Below are 18,251 nucleotides of genomic sequence, written 5' to 3'. Positions count from 1 at the left end.
TTCAGACACGCCCCAGGAGCACCACATCGTGCCTGGATCGGCCGTTACCGTCCCGCGGCAGCCCCTCCCTGGTAACGATTCGTGACCTTCAGGTTCGTCCCAGCACGTGGCGCAGGGCCGAGGCGAGGTCCGGGTGCCTGAACCCGTAGCCCAGCTCCTCGGCACGGAGCGAGGAGACCTGCTGGTCCGCCCGGACGAGCTCGCGGGCACCCTGGCGGCCCAGCAGCAGGGCGGGGCCGGCGGCGGGAACCCTCAGCCGCGCCGGCCGATCCAGCACCTCGGCCAGGGTCCGCGCATACCCGTCTCCGTCGACCGGATAGGGGGCCACGGCGTTGAGCGCCCCGTCCACATGGTCATCCAGGGCCGCCTGGGCGAAGATCCCCACGACGTCGTCGATGCCGATCCAGCTTTGCATCCCGGCGCCGGCCAGCGGCCCGCCCACGCCCGCCATGAACAACGGCAGCATCCGCTGCAGCGCCCCGCCGGCCGGTGTCTGCACGATGCCGGTGCGGATGCGTGCCACCCGGACCCCGGAGCGTTCCGCCGGAGCGCACGAGGCTTCCCACGCGGCGCAGGCATCGGCGAGGAAGTCGGTGCCCGGTGGGCAGTCCTCGGTCAATTCCCGTCCAGCGCCGGGCCGGCGGGACGCCGGGGAGGCGCCGTAGTAGCCGATGGCGGATCCGCAGACGAGGGCCCGCTGGCGCCCATCGGCCGACAGCCCGGCCAGGGTGCGGGCGATCAGGGAGGTCCCTGCGGTGCGTGAGGACATGATGCGCTGCCGGTTCGCCGGGGTGAACCGGCCGCCGATCGGATGCCCGGCCAGGTGGACGACGACGTCGCATCCGGCCAGAGCCGCCTCATCGATCCTGGCGGCATCGGGGTCCCAGGAGATCTCGTCCGGGGCGGTGGCAGGTCGGCGGACCAGGCGCAGGACCTCATGGCCGCCACCGAGCAGCAGGGCGCGCAGCTGGGTGCCGATCAGCCCCGAGGAGCCGCTGATGGCGATGCGCAGGGGCCGGGCGGTGCCGTGGCGCGAGTGGAAGAGCAGGTCGCCGATGAGCTGGCGCTCCCGGTATTCGAACATGCGCTGCAGTTCCGCCGCGAAACGGTCCTCGCCCCAGTTCGAGAGCCACCCCAGCGGCCGGGACGCAGCAGCCGGCAACGGCAGGGTGTAGGTGACGGAGTCGCGCATGATGGTGCCATCGCCGTCGTCCTCGAAGAGGTGGTCATGGGACCAGGAGGTGAGCGGTCCGGAATCCATGACATCGGTGAACCCCCGCCCCGGCACGAGGCCGACATGGCGGGCCCTCCACGGAACCTCGGCGCGCACCCAACCGGGCAGGTGCAGCGTCCCGGCGACGGAACCGAGGGCCGGTCCCACGCCCAGCCCCAGGCCGCCGGGGGCACCGATGCCCAGTTCGGCCGTCGAACCGATCTGCAGCCCGTGGTCCGGTTCCCGGCGGACGCTGCCGGAAAAGGGGGGATTCAGCCGCACCAGCGCGCCGGGGCGGGAAAACCACCGGAAGACGTCTTCGCGGGGAAAGGGCAGGCTGGTGGTGAATTCGAACTGGGCCATGGATACCTCCGTTGACGAGGCTACGCGAGGCCGCTGGCGTGCGCCAAGCCTCCGGAACCGGGTGGGTTCGGCCGTTACAGGACCGCCCCGCCGAGGGAGGCCAGCGACCAGTACGCGCACCCGCCGATGACCACGGCGAATCCGGCCAGCCAGAGGACCGCTGGGACTCCGGTGGCGCGGGCGAGGATGTAGGCATCCGAGCTCTCCAGCCCGCGACGCCGGGTGTGCACTGCAGTGACCTTGAACCAGTCCTTGACGGAACCGACCACGAGTCCGATGCCCAGGCAGACCACCACGTAGGCGGCGACCTCGCGGTCGGTGAACAACACCAGCAACTGGGCCAGCACGGCACAGCCGACGGCGATCAGGATGCCGATGAGGTTGCGGATGAACAACAGGGCCACGAGCAGCAACAATGCCCCCAGCGACAGTGCGGCACCGGCCCACCCCGAGCAGGCGGCCCAGATCATGGCGGCACCGGCGACCGCCGGGGCGGGGTAGCCCCAGAAGCCCGACCAGGCCGCTCCCCCGCGGCCGCGCCCGATGCTCACCGTTTCGCCCGAGTGGTTCAGGTTCAGCCGGATGCCGCTGACCACCCGCCCGGTCATCAGGGCCGCCAGGGCGTGTCCGAGTTCGTGCACGAAGGTCACGTAGAGGCCGAACCAGCGCCAAGTGGCCCAGGGGACGGACACGGCGATGGCCGCTGCGATGATCAGCACCAGCGTCAGGGCCTCGGCGTGCAACGACGGTCCTCGGCTGAAACCGATCAGGAGGGCCTGCCACCAGGAATCGATGGAAATCTGCTTGAACATGGCTTCGAGGCTAGGGCACCGGCCTGTGAATGGGCCCGGCCGGCAATTGTCACACGATTGTCATGTTGTGGTGCTCCCTCCGGGCCAGTGGATCCCTACGCTGGAGTAGACACCGCTTTTTCCAGGAGTAACCCGTGCCCGATTCCGCCACTTGCACCCCACACCGCCCCTCGCTCATCAGGCGATGGGCCGCCCGTCCGCGCCGCGTGCTGGCCGCGGGGATCGTCGCGCTGGCCCTGGTGGCAGGAGCCGTCTACCTCGGAGGGCAGAACCAGCAGGCGCCCCTGACCTCTGACGGGTTCCCGATGGCACAGCCGATGGCCATCGCCGCCGGCTCGCACGCCCTGCGGTTCGCCGTGGTGGGCGATTCGATCACTGCAGACCATGCCTATCCGGACCAGGTGGCACGCCGCATTGTCGGCGAACGCTCCTGGGTGGCCTTTGCGCAGCAGCCCGGAACGGCGTTCGCCGGCGGGTGGGCCCGCGGTGGGGCCACCACGGGGCAGATGCTCGCCGGCTTCACGCCCGTTCCCGCCGACGTGCTGGTGGTGATCGCCGGCACCAACGACATCCGGGCCGGCGTCCCGTTCGAGCAGATCGGGCAGAACCTGCGCGCCATCGTCGACCTCGCCGACGTCCCCCGGGTCATCGTCTCCTCGGTCCCGCCGCGCAACGAATTCCGCGAGCGGACCCTGCAGTACAACGCCTGGCTCAAGCACTTCGTCACCACCCAGGGGTGGGGGTGGATCGACGGCTCCCGCGGGCTGCGGGACCACGAGGATCCCAGCCGGTATGCCGCTGGGCTGACCTACGACGGCACGCACCCGTCCCGGGCCGGGGCCCAGATCCTCGGCTCCGCCGTCCTGGCCGCGCTGGGGACCCAGCCAACGGCGCAGGATACGGTGCCCGCGCTGCCGTAGGCGCTACTGCATGGACTCGAGTTCGCGGCCCTTCGTCTCCTGCACGAAGCGGAAGACGAAGAAGAACGAGAGCAGGGCAAAGAGGGCATAGAGCCCGTAGGCCAGCACCAGGCTGATCTCCGAGAGCGTCGGGAAGGTCGTGGTGATCAGGAAGTTCGCCAGCCATTGGGCGGCCGCCGCCACCGACAGGGCCACGGCGCGCATCTTGTTGGAGAACATCTCCCCCAGCAGGACCCAGACGACCGGCCCCCAGGTGGCGCCGAAGGCGACCACGAAGACGTTGGCGGCGATCAGCGCGATGACGCCCCACGGCTGCGGCAGGGACACCTGGTCGCCGCTGCCGTTGGCCTGGCTGAAGGCGACGGCCATCACGCCCAGGGCGATGGTCATGCCGGCCGAACCCCAGAGCAGCAGGGGCTTGCGTCCGATCTTGTCGACCAGGGCGATGGCGATGATGGTCACCAGGATGTTGGTCACCGAGGTGATCACCGTGATGGTGAAGGAATCGGATTCGGTGAAGCCCACTGACAGCCAGAGGCTGGTCGAGTAGTAGAAGATCACGTTGATGCCGACGAATTGCTGGAAGACCGAGAGCAGGATGCCGACCCAGACGATGGGCAGCAGCCAGCCCTTGCCCCCGACGAGGTTGCGCAGTCCCTGGTTCTTCTCGGTGCTGATGGTGGACTTGATCGAGGCGATCTTCTCGTCGACCTCGTCGCGGCTCTTGAGCCCGACGACTTCGTGCAGGACCTTCGCCGCCTTGGCCAGCTGGCCGCGGGCGACGAGGTAGCGCGGGGATTCGGGGATCTGCCAGGCCAACACCCCGTAGATCACTGCCGGAACGATGCCGGTGAGGAACATCCACCGCCACGCGGACAGGCCCAGCCACCCCTGTTCGGTGGCTCCACCGGAGCTGGTGGCGATGAAGGCGTCGGAGAGCAATGCGACGAAGATGCCCAGGACGATGGCCATCTGCTGCAGGGAGGCCAGCCGGCCACGGCTGTGGGCCGGGGCGACTTCGGCGATGTAGGCCGGGGCCAGCACGGAGGCCATGCCCACGCCGAGGCCGCCGATGAAGCGCCAGATGATCAGGTCCACCGCGCTGAAGGCGAAGCCGGATCCCGCGGCGGAGATCGTGAACAGGGCGGCGGCGACCAGCATGGCGCGCACGCGGCCCTGCTTGTCGGCGAAGGGCCCGGCAAACCAGGCACCGATCATGGCACCGAGCAGCGCGCAGGAGACGGTGAAGCCCAGGACCACCCCGCTGAGGCCGAACTGCGCGGCGATGGCATCGACGGCACCGTTGATCACGGCGGAGTCGAATCCGAAGAGGAACCCACCCAAGGCGGCGACGATGGAGACCATCACCACTTTGGTGGGTGTCGAGTCATGTTCAATAATGGCGCTCATGCCCGCCATCGTACGCCCGACGGCCGCCGCAAAGGTAGGCGCGGAGTAGGCTGACTAGCACCAATACACAGGAGAACCATGAGCTCGATTTCCATCGCAGCATTGACCACAGCAGGCCTCATCGGCGGCTTCCAGACCGCCAGGTCCACCGGAAACCGGCCGTTGGGCGGTGCCGTCCTGGCCGCCGCGGGGGCCGCTGCCTTCGCCTCCTGCCGGCGCGACGCCGGCTCCGGGCGTGCCGCCGTGCTCACCACCACCTACTTGGTGGGGTTCGGCGCATCCCACCCGCTGGCCCGGAAGATCGGCGCCTGGCCCGCCGTCTACACGGTGACCGGTGCCACGGCCCTGCTGGCCCTGGTGCTGGGCCGGCGCCGCTAGCCGCCGGCCGGACGGCGCCTGGCCCGCGGGACGATCATCGGTGTCCCGGTGGCCGGGTCCTCGATGACCAGGCACTGAAGCCCGAAGACCTCCCGGACCAGCTCCGCGGTGACGATGTCCGCCGGTGGCCCCTGGGCGACGATTCGGCCGTCCTTCATGGCGATCAGGTGCGTGGCATAGCGGGCAGCATGGTTGAGGTCGTGCAGCACGGCGATCAGCGTGTTGCCCGTCTCGTGCAGGTCGGCGAAGAGGTCCAGCAGCTCGATCTGGTGGGCGATGTCCAGGAACGTGGTGGGCTCGTCGAGCAGCAGGATCGGGGTCTCCTGGGCCAGGGCCATGGCCGCCCAGACGCGTTGGCGCTGGCCCCCGGAGAGCTCGTCGACCTGCCGGTCGCGCAGGTCCGAGATGTTCGTGGCCTCCATCGCCGACTGCACGGCGGCCTCGTCGGCTGCGCTCCATTGCCGGATGAGTCCCTGGTGGGGATACCTGCCGCGGGCGACCAGGTCCACCACGGTGATCGCGTCGGGGGCCATCGAACTCTGCGGCAGCAGCCCCACGATCCGTGCGGCTTCCTTGGCCTTGTAGGAGGCAATGGCCTTCCCGTCGAGCAACACCTGCCCGGCCGCCGGCCGCAGCAGCCGCGAGAGGGCGCGCAGCAGGGTGGACTTCCCGCAGGCGTTGGGCCCGACGATGACCGTGAAGGAACGGTCCGGGATTCCCACCGTGAGGTTTTCCGAGATGACCCGGCGGTCGTAGGCCAGGGTGAGGTCCTCGGCATGCAGCCGCGGGGGTGTGCCGGTGCCCTCGGGTGCCGGCGGTAGCTGGGGGGTCATATGGCTCATAGGTGCTTCCGTGCTTCGTGGATCAGGAGGGCGACGAGGTAGATCCCGCCGAGGACGACCGTGACGACGCCCACCGGCACCGACCCCGGCATCAGGTGTTGGGCGAGAAGGTCGGCGGCCAGCAGCAGCAGCGCCCCGGTCAGGGCGGAGGCGCCCAACGGGATGCCGGCCCCGCGGACCAGGCGGCGGGCGATCTGCGGGGCCGCCAGCGCGACGAATGCGATGGGGCCGGTGATGGCCGTGACGGTGGCGATGAGCCCGACGCCGACCACCAGGATCGCCAGCCGTGCCGGTTCGGCGGCCACCCCGTGGGCGTGGGCGGCATCATCACCGAGCTCGAGTTGGCGCAGTGGGCGCACGACGGCGAAGGTGGCCACCCCGAGCACCGCCAGCGGGATCAGCGCGAAGGCCGCCTCGCTCCAGCCGACCAGCGACAGGGACCCGGCACCCCAGATCGAGGCGGCCATGGCCACCTCGGTTTGGGCGCGCAGCAGCAGGTAGGTGTTCACCGAGTTGAGCAGGGCGGTCACCGCGATCCCCACGATGATCAGCCGGAAGCCCTGCACCCCGCCGCGCCAGGCCAGCAGGTACACGACCAGGGCGGTGGCCAGGCCACCGACGAGTGCGCCGGCGGTTTCGGCCACGAGGTTGCTGCCGATCACCGTGATGGAGATGATCGCCCCGGTGTAGGCGCCGGTGGAGAAGCCGATGATGTCAGGGGAACCCAGGGGGTTGCGGGTCATTGTCTGGAACAAGGCACCGGAGACGCCCAGTGCTGCGCCGAACGCCACGGCGGCCACCACCCGCGGCATCCGCCATTCGAGCACGATCTTGCTGGCGAATCCCTGGTCGCTGAAAAGTGCGCTGAGAACCTGGCCGGGGTTCAACGGGTAGTCCCCCAGGCCCAGCCCGACCAGTGCCAGCAGCACCACGGCCACCGCCAGGACGGCGCCGATGAGCAAGGGGCGGCGCGGGATCCGCAGGGAGCCCCCGGGGACGGGCAGCTGCAGGTACCGGGAGCGGGGGGCCACGGCGGGCACCCGGGGTGCGGGAGCCGTCCTCACAGCTGGCTCACCCTGGCCCGGCGGACCAGCACGACGAGCACGGGGGCGCCGATGACCGCGGTGACGATCCCGACCTGCAGTTCTCCGGGGCGCATCACCACCCGGCCCAGCACGTCGGCGGCCAGCAGCAGCACGGGGGCCAGCAGCGCGCTGAACGCGATGATCCAGCGCTGGTCCGGCCCCACGATCCAGCGGGCCACGTGCGGGATCATCAACCCGACGAAGGCGATGGGTCCGGCCATGGCGGTGGCGGCCCCGGCCAGCAGGGTGACGGCCAGCAGCGCGAGCACGCGGGTGCGCATCACCCGGGCGCCGAGCGAGCGGGCCAGGTCATCTCCCAGCGCGACGGCGTTCAACGACCGGCCCAGCCCCAGCGCCAGGAGCAGCCCGACGGCCAGGAAGGGCCCCGCCGTCGTGATCGGGTCCCAGCCGCGGTCGGCCAGCGATCCCGCCTCCCAGGCGCGCATGGCGTTGTAGCCGCGGGGGTTGGCCAGCACCAGTGCGGAGGTGAACCCGGCCAGGACGGCGCCGATGGCGACACCGGCCAACGTGATCCGTGCCGGGCTGACCGACCCGCGGACCCCGGAGCCGATGAGGTAGACGACGACGGTGGCCACCAGGGCGCCGGCGAAGGCGAACCAGATGTAGCCCAGCGGTGCCGTGATGCCCAGGACCCCGACGCCGAGGGCGACGGCGAACGCGGCCCCGGCGTTGACCCCCAGGATGCCGGGGTCGGCCAGCGGGTTGCGGGTCACTGCCTGGATGAGGGCGCCGGCGACGCCGAGCCCGGCACCGACGAGCACGCCCAGCACGGTGCGCGGCAGGCGCAGGGTCAGCACCACGGAGGCATCGTCCCCGCCACCGGTTCCGGCCAGCGCCGCCGCGACGGTGTGCAGCGAGATCTGCCGGGTCCCCACCACCAGGCTCAGCACGACGACGATGCCCAGGCCGGCGAGCGCCGCGGCGCAGCCCCAGAACCTGCGCGACGCCAGCCCCGCGGGTGCCGGGCCTGCCGGTGTGCCGGGGCGCTGCGGGGCGTCCGGCGGCCTCCGGTCCGGGATAGCAGATTCAACAGTCACCTAATGAGTTTAGGCTATCCTTGCCTCGTGCCTGGCGACCGCTTCCGGTCGACCCCGGCTTCCACCGACAGCTCGCCCGTCCGGGATCGAAACCGGACGCAGAAAGGCCCGCCCCATGAGGTTGTTCCGCACGTCCCTTGCCCTGATCGCGGCCGCCGCCCTGGCCCTGACGGGATGTTCTGCAGGATCCCCCGGCTCCGGCGAGACGCCGGCATCATCCGCCCCGTCCTCCGGCACGTTCCCGCAGAGCGTCGACACCGCGTTCGGCGCCGTTCAGATCGAGAAGGCCCCGCAACGCGTGGTCGCCCTGGGCTGGGGTGATGCCGAGACCGCGCTGGCGCTGGGCGTCCAGCCGGTGGGGGCCTCCGACTGGCTCGGCTTCGGCGGCGAGGGCGTGGGCCCGTGGGCGAAAGGGCTCTACGACCAGGCACCGCAGCTCATCGACACGCTGGAACCGTCCTATGAGGCGATCGCCGCCCTGCATCCGGATCTGATCCTTGACGTGCGCGGCAGCGGGGACAAGGACCGCCACGACCGGCTCGCCGAGATCGCCACGACGGTGTCGATCCCGCAGGGTGGGGAGAACTACCTGACCGGGATGGAGGAGCAGACCCGGATGATCTCCACCGCCCTGGGCGTGCCGGAGAAGGGCGACGCCCTGATCCAGCGGGTCGACGAGGCCTACCAGAAGGCCGCAGCGGCCCATCCGCAGTGGAAGGGCAAGACGGTCTCGGCGGCGACGAAGACCAGCGAGGGCTGGGGCGCCTACATCGCCGGCGGTGGCCGGGTCGAGACTCTGGAACGCTACGGATTCACGCAGAACCCGGCGATCGCGAAGCTGCCGGTGAACTCCGGCGGGTTCTCGGTGGACATCTCCAGCGAAAAGCTCGACGTCCTGGACGCCGACCTCGTCGTGGCCTTCCCGATCTTCCTGGAGGCCACCGCGATCACCCAGGACCCGCAGTTCAAGAAGCTCAAGACGGTCAAGGAAGGCCACGCGGTGGTGATCGACGGGGACATCTCCGACGCATACTCGGCGAACTCGCCGCTGGCGGCCCTCTACACGGTCAAGCACCTGACCCCGCTGCTGGAAAAGGCGCTGCCGGCGAAGTAGCCCGGCCGGTGGTACCCCGGGCGGCGGCTCCGTTCCCCAACGAGCCGCCGCCCGGGCCACCCCCCGAGGCCGCGACACTCCCGTCGTCGTTCGCGCCCGGGAAACGGTGGTGGAACCCCGGCACGCGGCGGCGTCCAATCCCGCAGTGCCCGCCTGCCGATGCAAGCGGAGGAGCTGCGGGGCGCATCGCGATTATTCGACCGTATTGCATAACAGCTGCGAGCGCCATGGATAGTCCTCCCCATCCCCCGGCGGGACCCCGGCCGCCGGCCCGTTACTGTGGCAGTATGCAATCCCCGATCGAGAGCTACCTGCGCCGGCTGCACACCGAACTGTCCGAGCTGCGCGAGGGCACCGCCTACCAGGGCATTCCTGCCATGGCCGGTGCCGATCCCGATGACTTCGCCATCTGCCTGGCCACCGTGGACGGCTACGTCTACGAGGTCGGCAACGCCGACACCGAGTTCGCGATCCAGTCGGTCTCCAAGCCGTTCACCTACGGGCTGGCGCTGGAGGACCTGGGGCCGGAGGTGGTGGACGAGAAGATCGACGTGGAGCCCTCCGGCGATGCCTTCAACGAGATCTCCCTCGCCGCCGGATCCGGGCGCCCGGCGAACGCGATGATCAACGCCGGCGCCATCGCCGCCACCTCGCTGATCAAGGGCTCCGGCGGGCGCAAGGGCTTCGACAGGATCCTGTCCACCTACTCCGACTTCGCCGGCCGCCAGCTCTCGGTGCGTGAATCGATCTACCGTTCCGAGGTGCGCACCGGGCACCGCAACCGGGCGTTGGCCAACCTGTTGCGCAGCTTCAACATCATCGAACAGGACCCCGAGGCGGGGCTGCGCAACTACTTCCGCCAATGTTCGGTCATGGTCAACGCCCGGGACCTGGCCCTGATGGCCGCCACGCTGGCCAACGGCGGCACCCACCCGGTGACCGGCAAGCAGGTCATGGGCATCGACGCGATCCAGCGGGTGCTCTCGGTGATGATGACCTGTGGCATGTACGACGACGCCGGCTCGTGGACCAGCACCGTGGGCATGCCCGCCAAATCCGGGGTCGGCGGCGGGCTGCTCGCCGTGCTGCCGGGCCAGCTGGGCCTGGCCGTCTACTCGCCGCCGCTGAACGACCACGGCTCTTCCGTGCGCGGGGTGGCCGCCTCCGAACGCATGGCTGCCGACATGGAACTGCACTTCGTGCGGGCCGCGCGCATGGGCCGTTCGGTCATCCGCGAAAGCTACGACCTCACCGAGGCGCCCTCCGGCGTCCGGCACAACGACGAGGCCACCGCGGTGCTGGCCGGGTTCGGCCACCGCGCCCAGATCCTTGAGCTCAACGGCGACCTGCTCTTCGCCGGGGCCGAATCGATGGTCCGCGCGGTCAGCGAACTGCCCGACGAGGTCCAGCTGGTCATCCTCGATGTCCGCCGCGTCGACGAGGTCGGCGACGTGGCCATCTCCATGCTGCGCGATCTGCGCGACGGGCTGGTCGCCGCCAAGCGCCGCCTGGTGCTGATCGAGAACGAGGGCAGCATCGCCGACGCGGTGGGCTCGGGACGCAATGACGTCCCCGTCTTCGGCACCCGCAACGATGCCGCCGAGTGGGCCGAGGCGTGGATCATCGCGGTGCATGGCGGGCCGGGGCTGGTCCCCGACCTCGTGGAGATCCCACAGTTCACCGCGGTGGCCCCGCTGGAGCCCGGGCAGATCGCCGCGCTGGAGAAACTGATGGAGGAGCGGACCTACGACGACGGCCAGGTCATCCGCCGGGTGGGACAGAAGTTCGGCGGTGTCTACTTCATCCGCTCCGGCAAGGTCGCCACCACCAGCACGCAGAACGGCCACCGGTTCCGCCACGCGACGCTGGGCGCCGGCATGACGTTCGGCGAGATCGCCCTGGGCGGGGACCGCGGGCAGTCGCTGCGGGTGACCGCCGAGGGCAGGGTCCAGCTCAAGGTCCTGCCGGCGGAGGCGATCGCGGGACTCGAGGACGAGCATCCCGACCTGGCGCTGGCCTTCTGGAAGGCCGTCGCCCGGGACGCCTACACCCGGGTCGAGCAGAGCTTCCGCGAGGCGGCGGTGCGCGAACGCGACCAGAACCTGGAGGACTAGGGATCCGTCATCCGGGTTCACCGATGTGGGAAAAACCACATTAGTTGAAACTACAATCAATAAGGATACAGGATGGAGGCAGGCCGCTTCGTGCGGCACCGGCGACGGGCCCGACCCGCCGCCCGGACGCATCGCCCGGCCGACCCCCAGGACGACCCATGACGCAGACCACCGACCACCCCTCCCCCGCCGCCACACCCCCGCGCCCGGCCTCCACCGCCACGACCGCCGCACTCCTGCTCCGCCTGGTCTTCGGCGCGCTGTTCACCGCCCACGGCGCCCAGAAGATCTTCGAATGGACCATCGCCGGCACCGCGCAGGCCTTTGGCCAGATGGGCATCCCGCTGGCCGAGCTGACCGCCCCCGTCGTCGCGGCCCTGGAATTCGGCGGCGGCATCGCGCTGGTCCTGGGCCTGCTGACCCGCCCGATCGCCGCGCTGCTGGCCGTGGACATGCTCGGCGCCCTGGCCCTGGTCCACCTCGGCGCCGGCCTGTTCGTCGCCGACGGCGGCTATGAGCTGGTGCTGGCCCTGGCCGGCGGAGCCGCGGCCCTGGCCCTGACCGGCGGCGGCCGGCTGTCGTTGGACCACCTCCTCTTCGCCCGGCGCCGGACCGCCTCCCCGACGGCCTAGCACCGAGCACCACCCGCGACGCGGCGGCGTCGGACCACCGGTCCGGCGCCGCCTTGTCGCGTGCCCGGGAGCAGCGCGCCGGGGCACCGCCGTCGTTCCCCTCGTCACACGACACGACAAAATACATAGGACTTTGATATAAATGTCCTATGCAAAACATGGGACAGGCCCCCGAACCGGAGGAGATCTCCGACGTCGCCCGCCTGCTGGAGGAGCTGTTCCGCCTCTCGCGGCGGCTGAGCCCGCCGAGCACCTACTCGCTGACCGTCTATTCGGCGCTGGCCTCGCTCAGCCGCCACGGCGACGCCCGGCTCACCGCCCTGGCCACCCATGAGGGGGTCAGCCAGCCGTCGATGACGCAGGCCGTCGGGCGGCTCAAACGCGACGGGCTGGTGGTCCAGGTCCCGGACCCCAGCGACGGGCGCGCGGTGCTGATCAGCATCACCGAGGCAGGCCGCGCGGCCCTGGCCGAACGCCGCACCGCCCGCAGCGAACGCGTCGCCGACCTGCTCGCCGCCCTCGACGGGGACGACCAGCGCTCCATCGTCGCGGCCACCACCGCGCTGCGCAAACTCGTCGACGCGGCCCCCGAGCCACGGCCCGAACAGCGGCCCGAGACCCCACGAAACCACCACTAACCACCCACCTTCCACCTCGATTGGAGCACCCATGAGCGGAGCACCAACGACCGACGTCAAGCCGGCCAGCCCCTTCAAACAACCCAAGGCCGTCTACGCGCTGGCCTTCGCCTGCGTGGTCTCCTTCATGGGGATCGGCCTGGTGGACCCGATCCTGCCGGCCATCGCCTCCGACCTGCACGCCTCCCCCAGCCAGGTCACCATGCTCTTCACCAGCTACCTGCTGGTCACCGCAGTCGCCATGCTGTTCACCGGCTGGATCTCCAGCCACATCGGCGCCAAGCGCACGCTGATCTACGGGCTGTCCATCATCGTGGTGTTCTCCGCCCTCGCCGGGTTCTCCGACACCATCGGCGGGATCGTCGGCTTCCGCGCCGGCTGGGGCGTGGGCAACGCCATGTTCATCGCCACCTCGCTGGCCGTCATCGTTGCCTCCGCCTCCGGCGGCTTCGTCGGGGCCATCGTGCTGTACGAGGCCGCGCTGGGCCTGGGCATGGCCGCCGGCCCGCTGCTGGGCGGCGTGCTGGGCAACATCAGCTGGCGCGGCCCGTTCCTGGGCGTGGCGGCGCTGATGCTCATCGCCCTGATCGCCACCATCACCATGGTCGCCCCGACACCGAAACCGGCGAAGAAGACCGGCATCCTGGACCCGCTGAAGGCGCTGAAGCACCGCGGCCTGCTGACCATGTCGCTGATGGCGCTGTGCTACAACTGGGCGTTCTTCACCGTGCTGGGGTACGCGCCGTTCCCCATGGGCCTGGACGCCTCCCACCTGGGCCTGGTCTTCTTCGGCTGGGGCCTGCTGGTGGCGATCTTCTCCGTCTTCGGGGCCCCGTGGCTGCAGCGCAAGCTCGGCATCGCCGGCACCCTGTACCTGAACCTGGCCCTGTTCACCGTCACGATCCTCATCATCGGCATCTGGGTCCACCGGCCCTCGGTGCTGATCCCCGCGGTCATCGCCACCGGCATCTTCATCGGCGTGAACAACACGGTCACCACCCAGGCCGTCATGACCGTCTCCCCGGTCGAACGCCCCGTCGCCTCGGCGGCCTACGGGTTCGTGCGGTTCATCGGCGGCGGCCTGGCACCGCTGGCCGCCGGCAAGCTGGTGGAGCACTACAACATGCACGTGCCCTTCATCGTCGGCGCCGTCGCCCTGGTCATCGGCCTGGCGATCCTCGCCTCCGGACACCGGCTGTTGCGCCAGGCCGAAGAGGCGCAGGCCGCCGACACCGCTGCCGCCGCCGGTGCCACGGCATCAACGGGTCCGGGGCACGATGCCGGGGCCACCCCGGGTGCCCGGGGCACCGGCCGCCACATCCTCGCCGTCGAGCATGCTGCGTCCGCCACGATCGACACCGCCTACACCGGCGAAGTGGTCGCCGCCATCGACTCGACCGGCACCGCCGACCGGGTCGTGGACAAGGCGCTGCGCGTCGCCTCCGCCCAGCAGCTGAAGGTGCACGTGGTGCACGCCCTGGAGGACATCGTCGCCGGCGACACCGCGGTGGACGGCGAGGACGCCGCAGCGGCGGCTGCCACGGTCTCCATCCAGCTGGACCGGCTGGCGGCCGCCGGGATCCCCTCGGCCGGGTTCGTCCTGCTGACGGGTCCGGGCCATCCGGCCGACCACGCCGGCGCCGGGCATGCGGTGGCCTCCTACGCCAACCGGCTCAACGCCCGGTCGCTGATCATCGGCGCCCCCACCCACGGTGGGCTGAGCGCGCTGATGGACGCCTCGGCCAGCCAGGAGATCTGGCGGACCGCCCACACCGACGTGAGCATCGTCAGTGCCGACGCTTCCGTCCCGGTGACCGGCTGAGTCCACCGCAGCGAACCACCCGGCCCGCGCCGACCGCCCCGGTCGACGCGGGCCGGGTGCGTTGCACAGGGGTGCCGGATCCGAAGTGTCCCGACGCGCTGCTACATTCGACACGGACGACGCCGGGGATCCGCCCGGCACCGAACAGGGGGTGGCAATGTTCCTGCTGGACGCCGAGCAGGCCGGGGAGCCGGCACAACTGGTCTTCTCGGCCTCGGATCTGGTCATCGCCAGTGAATGCGAATACCAGTCCCTGTACCGGTTGGACGTCAAGCTCGGCCGGCTGCCGCGGCCCTCCTTCGCCCCGGACGAGATGCTCGAGCGTGCCGCCGGGCTCGGAGACGTGCACGAACAACGCGTCCTCGCCCGCCTGCTCGAGGAGCACGGCCCCTGGGACCGCGCGTCGGGCACCGGCGTCAAGCTCATCCCGAAGGCACCGGCCACCGACCGGGCCACCCTTCAGGCCCTCGCCGCACAGACCACCGAGGCACTCACCCTCGGCGCCGACGTCGTCTTCCAGGCCACCTTCTTCGACGGCGAGTTCCTGGGTTTCGCCGACTTCATCGTCCGCGATGGGCACGGCCGGTACGCCGTCTGGGATTCCAAACTCGCCCGCCACGCCAAGGTCACCGCGCTGCTGCAACTGGCAGCCTACGGGGACCAGCTCGAACGCCTCGGGTTCACCCCGTCCCCCGTCGCCACCCTGGTGCTGGGCAACCTGCAGCACAGCGAGCACCCGATGCCCGACCTGCTGCCCGCCTACCGCGAACGCCGCGCCCGGTTCCGCCGGCTCACCTCCGGGCACCGGGCCGCAGCGGCACCGGTGGCCTGGGGCCAGCCCGGCATCAGCGCCTGCGGGCGCTGCGACTACTGCGCCGAACAGGTCACCGCCCACGATGACCTGCTGCTGGTCGGCGGCATGACCGCAACCCGCCGCCGCCAACTGATCGCCTCCGGCATCACCACCATGCACCAGCTGGCCGAACAGCCAGTACCGCACGGCGAACGCCCCGGCTCGCCCCTGGGCAAGCTGCGCGAGCAGGCGCGCGCGCAGACCGGCCAGCTGGAGTACCACGGCTCGGCCACTGCCGGCGGCCACACCGTCTCCTACCGGGTCCAGCCGGGACACACCATCGATGACCTGCCGCCGGCCAGCGACGGGGACATCTTCTTCGACTTCGAGGGCGACCCGCTGTGGCAGGACCCCGACACCGGCAGCTGGGGCCTCGAGTACCTCTTCGGCGTCATCGAGCACGACACCGGCACCCCGGTCTTCCGGCCCTTCTGGGCCCATTCGCGGGCCGGGGAGAAACGGGCGTTCCTGCAGTTCCTGGCCTACGTGGAGGACCGCCGCCGGCGCTGGCCGGACCTGCACGTCTACCACTACGCCCCCTACGAGAAGTCGGCGCTGCGCAACCTCTCCACCACCCACACCGCCGGCGAGGACATCGTGGATGCGTGGCTGCGCGAGGGCCTGCTGGCGGACCTGTTCGACACAGTGCGGCATTCGCTGCGGATCTCCGAGGCGTCGTATTCGATCAAGAAGCTCGAACCGCTCTACATGGGCGACCACCTGCGCGGCGGGGACGTCAAGGACGCCGGCGCCTCCGTCGTCGCCTACGCCCACTACTGCGCCGCCCGCGAGGCAGGCCGGGACACCGAGGCCGACGAGGTCCTCGCGTCCATCTCCGACTACAACGAGTACGACTGCCTCTCCACGCTGCGCCTGCGCGACTGGTTGTTGTCCCTGGCCGCGGCGCATCCTGCCGCCGCGGACGCCCGGGAGGCCGGCACGGGCCACGTCGCCGCCGGCACCACCGCCGTCGCCACCGGCACGCAGGCACCACCGCGGGAGGCCTACCAGCCCACCGGGGACGAGCTGGCCCTGCAGGCCTATCTGGAGCTGGACACCGATTTCTCGGGACTCGGGCTGGACCAGCGCCAGCGCGCCCGGGCCGACCACGGGGCGGTGGCCATGGTGGCCGCCGCCACCGGCTACCACCGGCGCGAGGACAAGCAGTTCTGGTGGGGGCACTACGACCGGCTCGAATCCCCGGTCGAGGACTGGGAGGAAACCCGCAACGTCTTCCTCATCGACACCGCGACGGTGGTCCAGGACTGGGCCAAGCCCCCGCGCGCCCGCACCGAACGCCGGGTCCTGGAGCTGACCGGCACCGCCTCCGACGGAACCGACCTGCGGGCCGGGAGCACCTGGTTCCGCATGTACGATTCCCCCGTCCCCGACGGCGCCGACGTCCCGCTCGACGCCCAGGGGCTGCCGGCGCCCCACGCCCGCGGCGGGATCTTCGACACCGAGGTCACCGCGGTGGACACCAGCGGCGACACCACGGTGCTGACGGTCATCGAAAAATCATCGGGCCGCATCGCCCCCTACCCGCAGACCCCGATGGCCCTCACGCCGGGCAAACCGGTCATGACGGCATCCATCCGCGAGGCCCTCGCCGAGCTGGCCCGCCAGGTCGGCTCGGAACTGGTGCTCCCCACCGGCCCGGGGCACGACGACGGAACCCCACCGGTGGTGCGCCAGGCACCACGGCTGCCGCGCCACCCGGGCATCGACATCCTGGCCCGCCGGGCACCGCGCCTGGCCACGCTGGACCGGCTGCCGGTTCTCGAGCCGGATGCCGACGGGCGTGGCGACTACGTCACGGCGATCACCGCTGCCGTCGCCGACCTGGACAGCTCCTACCTGGCGGTCCAGGGTCCTCCCGGGACAGGGAAAACCCACGTCGGCTCCCACGTCATCGCGTCCCTGCTCGCAAGGGGCTGGAAGATCGGAGTCGTCGGCCAATCCCACGCCGTCGTGGAGAACATGCTCACCGCGGCGATCACCAAGGCCGGCGTGGATCCCGACCGGGTGGGCAAGAAACCCAAGGACGCGTCCCACCCGGTGGCCTGGTCCGTCACCGACGACAAGAAGTTCGCCGCCCTGCTCGATTCCGACCGGGGGGCACTCATCGGCGGGACCGCCTGGACGATGACCGGCCGGCAGGTCCCCGCCGGGTCGTTGGACCTGCTGGTCATCGACGAGGCAGGACAGTTTTCACTGGCCAACACGCTGGCCGTCTCCCGGGCCGCCCGGCGCCTGCTGCTGCTTGGTGACCCTCGCCAGCTGCCGCAGGTCACCCAGGGCACCCATCCCGAACCGGTCGACGAGTCGGCCCTCGGCTGGCTCTCCGAAGGAAGCGCCACCCTGGACCCCCGGCTGGGGTACTTCCTGGCCGACTCGTGGCGCATGCATCCTGCCCTCTGCGAGAAGGTCTCGGTCCTCAGCTACGCCGGGCGGCTCGCCTCGGCCCCGGCAGCCGCCGTGCGCCGGCTCGACGGCGCGGAACCGGGGGTCGAGACCGTCATGGTCCCGCATCGGGACAACGTGACCTCCAGCGTCGAGGAGGCCTCCGAGGTCATCGACCAGGTCCGCCGCCATCTGGGGCTACGGTGGGACGACGGGGGCAGGACCCCCGTCAGGCCCCTGGGCCAAGAGGACCTCCTGGTGGTCGCCGCCTACAACGCCCAGGTCAACCTCATCCGCGAACGCCTCGACGCCGCGGGCCTCTCGGGGGTCAGGGTCGGCACCGTGGACCGGTTCCAGGGCCAGGAGGCCCCGGTGGTGCTGGTGAGCATGGCGGTCTCCGCGGCGGCGGATGCCCCGCGCGGCATGGAGTTCCTGCTCAATCGCAACCGCATCAACGTCGCCGTCTCCCGCGGGCAATGGCGCGCCGTCATCATCCGGTCCCCCGAGCTGACGAACTTCCTGCCCCATCGTCCCGAGGCCCTGGCCGAACAGGGCGCGTTCGTGGGACTGTGCAGCTGACCGGGACGCAGGGGG

14 protein-coding genes are annotated in these 18,251 nt (G+C 70.8%); 8 read left to right on the top strand and 6 right to left on the bottom strand.

Annotated features, from left to right (window positions below):
- Positions 1–88: 88 nt before the first annotated feature.
- Entirely contained in the window at positions 89–1,576 is a 1,488-nt protein-coding gene (locus ACN0TP_RS00810; protein WP_417215461.1) for a TIGR01777 family oxidoreductase, read from the bottom strand.
- Between the two features lie 74 nt (positions 1,577–1,650).
- A complete protein-coding gene (locus ACN0TP_RS00805) occupies positions 1,651–2,388 on the bottom strand; it encodes a M50 family metallopeptidase (protein ID WP_417215460.1) in 738 nt (245 codons plus the stop codon).
- Between the two features lie 134 nt (positions 2,389–2,522).
- On the opposite strand from ACN0TP_RS00805, the gene ACN0TP_RS00800 reads away from it, so the two are divergent.
- On the top strand, positions 2,523–3,308 hold the full coding sequence (locus ACN0TP_RS00800; protein ID WP_417215458.1) for an SGNH/GDSL hydrolase family protein: 786 nt from the start codon (positions 2,523–2,525) through the stop codon (positions 3,306–3,308).
- Positions 3,309–3,311: 3 nt separating this feature from the next.
- Here the strand turns inward: ACN0TP_RS00800 and ACN0TP_RS00795 are convergent, their stop codons facing one another.
- Positions 3,312–4,718: a sugar porter family MFS transporter gene (locus ACN0TP_RS00795; protein ID WP_417215456.1), complete on the bottom strand. Its 1,407-nt coding sequence runs from the start codon at positions 4,716–4,718 to the stop codon at positions 3,312–3,314.
- A 78-nt stretch (positions 4,719–4,796) separates the two neighbouring features.
- On the opposite strand from ACN0TP_RS00795, the gene ACN0TP_RS00790 reads away from it, so the two are divergent.
- A complete protein-coding gene (locus ACN0TP_RS00790) occupies positions 4,797–5,096 on the top strand; it encodes a hypothetical protein (RefSeq protein ID WP_417215454.1) in 300 nt (99 codons plus the stop codon).
- Here the strand turns inward: ACN0TP_RS00790 and ACN0TP_RS00785 are convergent.
- The 3 genes from ACN0TP_RS00785 to ACN0TP_RS00775 are packed head-to-tail and all read right to left on the bottom strand — an operon-like array spanning position 5,093 to position 8,081.
- Positions 5,093–5,938: an ABC transporter ATP-binding protein gene (locus ACN0TP_RS00785; protein ID WP_417215452.1), complete on the bottom strand. Its 846-nt coding sequence runs from the start codon at positions 5,936–5,938 to the stop codon at positions 5,093–5,095. The two genes, ACN0TP_RS00790 and ACN0TP_RS00785, sit on opposite strands and share 4 nt — an antisense overlap.
- Positions 5,935–6,969, bottom strand: coding sequence for a FecCD family ABC transporter permease (locus ACN0TP_RS00780; protein ID WP_417215450.1), 1,035 nt, complete (start codon positions 6,967–6,969; stop codon positions 5,935–5,937). Before ACN0TP_RS00780 ends, ACN0TP_RS00785 begins: the two co-directional genes overlap by 4 nt.
- A 29-nt stretch (positions 6,970–6,998) precedes the next feature.
- Positions 6,999–8,081 (bottom strand): FecCD family ABC transporter permease, encoded by a 1,083-nt coding sequence (locus tag ACN0TP_RS00775; protein WP_417215448.1) that lies wholly within the window; start codon positions 8,079–8,081, stop codon positions 6,999–7,001.
- 115 nt (positions 8,082–8,196) lie between these two features.
- On the opposite strand from ACN0TP_RS00775, the gene ACN0TP_RS00770 reads away from it, so the two are divergent.
- The 6 genes from ACN0TP_RS00770 to ACN0TP_RS00745 all read left to right on the top strand — a co-directional run bounded on the left by ACN0TP_RS00770 (position 8,197) and on the right by ACN0TP_RS00745 (position 18,236).
- A complete protein-coding gene (locus ACN0TP_RS00770; RefSeq protein ID WP_417215446.1) occupies positions 8,197–9,195 on the top strand; it encodes an iron-siderophore ABC transporter substrate-binding protein in 999 nt (332 codons plus the stop codon).
- 287 nt (positions 9,196–9,482) lie between these two features.
- Positions 9,483–11,309, top strand: a complete 1,827-nt coding sequence (gene glsA, locus ACN0TP_RS00765; protein ID WP_417215444.1) for a glutaminase A — start codon at positions 9,483–9,485, stop codon at positions 11,307–11,309.
- Positions 11,310–11,467: 158 nt separating this feature from the next.
- Positions 11,468–11,941, top strand: coding sequence for a DoxX family protein (locus ACN0TP_RS00760; protein WP_417215443.1), 474 nt, complete (start codon positions 11,468–11,470; stop codon positions 11,939–11,941).
- 149 nt (positions 11,942–12,090) lie between these two features.
- On the top strand, positions 12,091–12,579 hold the full coding sequence (locus ACN0TP_RS00755) for a MarR family winged helix-turn-helix transcriptional regulator (protein ID WP_417215441.1): 489 nt from the start codon (positions 12,091–12,093) through the stop codon (positions 12,577–12,579).
- A 31-nt stretch (positions 12,580–12,610) separates the two neighbouring features.
- Positions 12,611–14,401 carry an MFS transporter gene (locus tag ACN0TP_RS00750; RefSeq protein ID WP_417215439.1) on the top strand — a complete coding sequence of 597 codons (1,791 nt, stop codon included), beginning with the start codon at positions 12,611–12,613 and terminating at the stop codon, positions 14,399–14,401.
- Positions 14,402–14,558: 157 nt separating this feature from the next.
- Entirely contained in the window at positions 14,559–18,236 is a 3,678-nt protein-coding gene (locus ACN0TP_RS00745; protein WP_417216472.1) for a TM0106 family RecB-like putative nuclease, read from the top strand.
- The last annotated feature ends 15 nt before the right edge of the window (positions 18,237–18,251 follow it).

Origin of the sequence: Arthrobacter sp., from assembly GCF_048266065.1 — a bacterium.
Lineage (GTDB): Bacteria > Actinomycetota > Actinomycetes > Actinomycetales > Micrococcaceae > Arthrobacter_H.
The sequence above is the reverse complement of the archived record's forward strand: the minus strand, read 5'-3'. Positions and strand labels throughout refer to the sequence as shown.

What these genes read in the sequence shown, in the direction of transcription:
- ACN0TP_RS00745 (WP_417216472.1), top strand. Translation starts at nt 14,559, where the DNA reads ATGTTCCTGCTGGACGCCGAGCAGGCCGGGGAGCCGGCACAACTGGTC.
- ACN0TP_RS00795 (WP_417215456.1), bottom strand. Translation starts at nt 4,718, where the DNA reads ATGAGCGCCATTATTGAACATGACTCGACACCCACCAAAGTGGTGATG.
- ACN0TP_RS00810 (WP_417215461.1), bottom strand. Translation starts at nt 1,576, where the DNA reads ATGGCCCAGTTCGAATTCACCACCAGCCTGCCCTTTCCCCGCGAAGAC.
- ACN0TP_RS00770 (WP_417215446.1), top strand. Translation starts at nt 8,197, where the DNA reads ATGAGGTTGTTCCGCACGTCCCTTGCCCTGATCGCGGCCGCCGCCCTG.
- ACN0TP_RS00805 (WP_417215460.1), bottom strand. Translation starts at nt 2,388, where the DNA reads ATGTTCAAGCAGATTTCCATCGATTCCTGGTGGCAGGCCCTCCTGATC.
- glsA (WP_417215444.1), top strand. Translation starts at nt 9,483, where the DNA reads ATGCAATCCCCGATCGAGAGCTACCTGCGCCGGCTGCACACCGAACTG.
- ACN0TP_RS00760 (WP_417215443.1), top strand. Translation starts at nt 11,468, where the DNA reads ATGACGCAGACCACCGACCACCCCTCCCCCGCCGCCACACCCCCGCGC.
- ACN0TP_RS00790 (WP_417215454.1), top strand. Translation starts at nt 4,797, where the DNA reads ATGAGCTCGATTTCCATCGCAGCATTGACCACAGCAGGCCTCATCGGC.
- ACN0TP_RS00750 (WP_417215439.1), top strand. Translation starts at nt 12,611, where the DNA reads ATGAGCGGAGCACCAACGACCGACGTCAAGCCGGCCAGCCCCTTCAAA.
- ACN0TP_RS00785 (WP_417215452.1), bottom strand. Translation starts at nt 5,938, where the DNA reads ATGAGCCATATGACCCCCCAGCTACCGCCGGCACCCGAGGGCACCGGC.
- ACN0TP_RS00755 (WP_417215441.1), top strand. Translation starts at nt 12,091, where the DNA reads ATGCAAAACATGGGACAGGCCCCCGAACCGGAGGAGATCTCCGACGTC.